Consider the following 2,197-nt stretch of genomic DNA (forward strand, 5'->3'; position numbering starts at 1 on the left):
GCGGCATGTGAGCAGCACCACCATCTCGCGGTCGTCAGATCGGCGGCCGAGAAAGCAGAAGGGGGACGCATGAAGAACGTCATCCGATCCGTCGGAGTAGCCTCTGTCGCCGTCGCATTCGGTGCCGGGGCGGCACTTTCCGCACCGATAGCCGGGGCCCAGTCATCACTTCCGGGCGGTTCGCTCGGTAGCGACAACTGCGGAGAGCAGATCGTAACCCCCTCCACGCTCGCCGCCTCCGGCTGGAGTACTCCCAGTGACGAGACCCCGGCCACGATCGAAGCCGTCGAGGCTACGGAGGATGTCGGAGAGGCGGCGCTGGTCTTCGGCGAACAGGACGAAGATACGCCGGGCGTATCGATGTACAAGGACGCCGGCGGCATGGATCTCGCGGACCTTCTCAGTGAGGACGACGAGCTTCTGCTGAACTTCGACTACACCACTGAAGGCCAGGCTCCGGCAATGCAGATCCGCCTCCTCGACGCTAGCGTCCAGGGCAACGACGGTGATGCCAAGGGGTTCGCGACCATCACGTGGAGCCCGGACGCTGGCACCGGCGACTGGCAGTCGGCTGATGCGAGCGAGTCCGAGCAGTTCTGGGTCACCCGTCCCGTCGTGAATGAGAGCGGCGAGGTGGTACTCCCCCGCGGAGAGCGGACCACCCTGGCGGACATCATCGAGAAGAACCCGGAGGCAACGATCACCGGTGTCGGTGTTCAGAAGACCCGCGAGAACGCGGCTGAGAGCGTCGCCATCGATAATTTCGTCTTCGGTTGCGAGACCACGAATTTCGAGCTCGATCCGGACGGGGGCAGCCTCGAGAACATCTTCGGTTCCGTGTCGGGCATCTTCGAGTCCTGACCGCTCCTGCGGCTGAGCAGGCCGCACTCCGCTGGACCATTCCAGCGCGTTCGCTGCGGGCGGGGATCTCACAAGCAGATCCCCGCCCTCGGCTTGTGTCTGTCGTTCCGTGCGCGCACTGTCGGGTTGCGGAAGGCAGGCGAACGAGCCGGCCTGTAAGCCGGTTACGTGTTTCAAAGGGTTACCCAGCGTGACGGGGGCAATACTCCAACATCATCATCATGACCACCAGTCGAGCCTGCGTATCATCCCACCGACCAGCAGTGCTCGCTGCCGCCTCATCTGCCACCTGCCGGTTCGTTGCGCCAGCATCAAGAGCAGTGCAGGTGCGCGTCGCGAGATTGCCCACTTGGACATGGGTGAGACTGACACCGGCAATCTCGCCGATCTGCTCGGATAGTGTCACCGGATCGCGGCCACCCACTCCATCAGCCGTTGTCGGGTCACGGTCAGAAGATGTGGGTGCGAGACTGCTGGTGGAGGCAGTATCGGCAGCGGCCTCTTGTTCGATCGCCTCTTCCCATCCCAGCCCGGCGAGGAACACCACGAACATCGCTAGTGCCGCGACGACAACGCCACCGACGATCCACCATGTGCGGGACGTCTTGGTCTCGGGCTGGCCGGTAGCGGTCCAGGGGTCGGGGTTGGTCACGGTGCGTCTTTCGTCGGGTGCGAGGGTATCCATATCAGGTGTGTACGACGCTCACGCGGCGCCCATAATTTCCAGCTGCAGGTCGGTTCCCATAGCGTGACCGCGCCACCCTCGAAGCAATCGTGGGTGAGGGAGCCCTGCTCGAGCGTGCCGGCGCGTGACGCGAGCCAGCCGACGAGGACTCGGCTGGGTCCGAGGCGGTGGCCGTTGGGGCAGCGAGTGGGGGCGTCGGTCCAGAGCATGCGCGGAGGGTAGCGGCGAAGTCCGTCAGGCCCGGCCGGTCCCGCACTGGTCCCGCAGCAGCCCTGCCAGCCGCCGGAACGCGCGGATAATGCGTACGGTGCGTAATGTTCGGACCTACGCATATCCGTAGTTCATACGCCGACCAGCGGCGGGGTGAACGAGCCGGCCTGTAAGCCGGATCCTGTGCCCTCCACGAGGGAGGGCGACGACCATCCATCTGGGCACACCGTCGCCGGGTACCTCAAGCGGTCCACCCGCGGACTCGGGCGAGCAGCCCTTTCGTGCATCGCTGCACGTCATCCGCGCAACCGCACCACCAGGGGTGCGGTCTTTGACCTTGCTCCGGGCGGGGTTTACCTAGCCACCCCGGTCACCCGGGGTGCTGGTGCGCTCTTACCGCACCGTTTCACCCTTACCGCACCAACGGCGCGGCGGTCTGTT

Annotated in this window: 2 protein-coding genes and 1 other RNA gene; 1 reads left to right on the top strand and 2 read right to left on the bottom strand. The window is 65.2% G+C overall.

What is annotated here, in order from left to right:
• On the top strand, nt 1-861 hold an 861-nt coding region (locus ACWIE7_RS18860; protein WP_454070281.1), incomplete at its 5' end, for a hypothetical protein.
• 181 nt (nt 862-1,042) lie between these two features.
• Here the strand turns inward: ACWIE7_RS18860 and ACWIE7_RS18865 are convergent.
• Together ACWIE7_RS18865 and rnpB are read right to left on the bottom strand one after the other, a co-directional pair.
• Nucleotides 1,043-1,546: a DUF732 domain-containing protein gene (locus tag ACWIE7_RS18865; protein ID WP_454070282.1), complete on the bottom strand. Its 504-nt coding sequence runs from the start codon at nt 1,544-1,546 to the stop codon at nt 1,043-1,045.
• A gap of 364 nt (nt 1,547-1,910) precedes the next feature.
• An RNA gene (gene rnpB / locus ACWIE7_RS18870) (RNase P RNA component class A) lies at nt 1,911-2,197 on the bottom strand; the annotation flags it as partial.

Source organism: Dietzia sp. NPDC055343 (genome assembly GCF_053645265.1).

Bases quoted from the DNA above. Each gene is read 5' to 3' on its own strand.
- ACWIE7_RS18865 (WP_454070282.1), bottom strand. From the start codon at position 1,546: ATGGATACCCTCGCACCCGACGAAAGACGCACCGTGACCAACCCCGAC.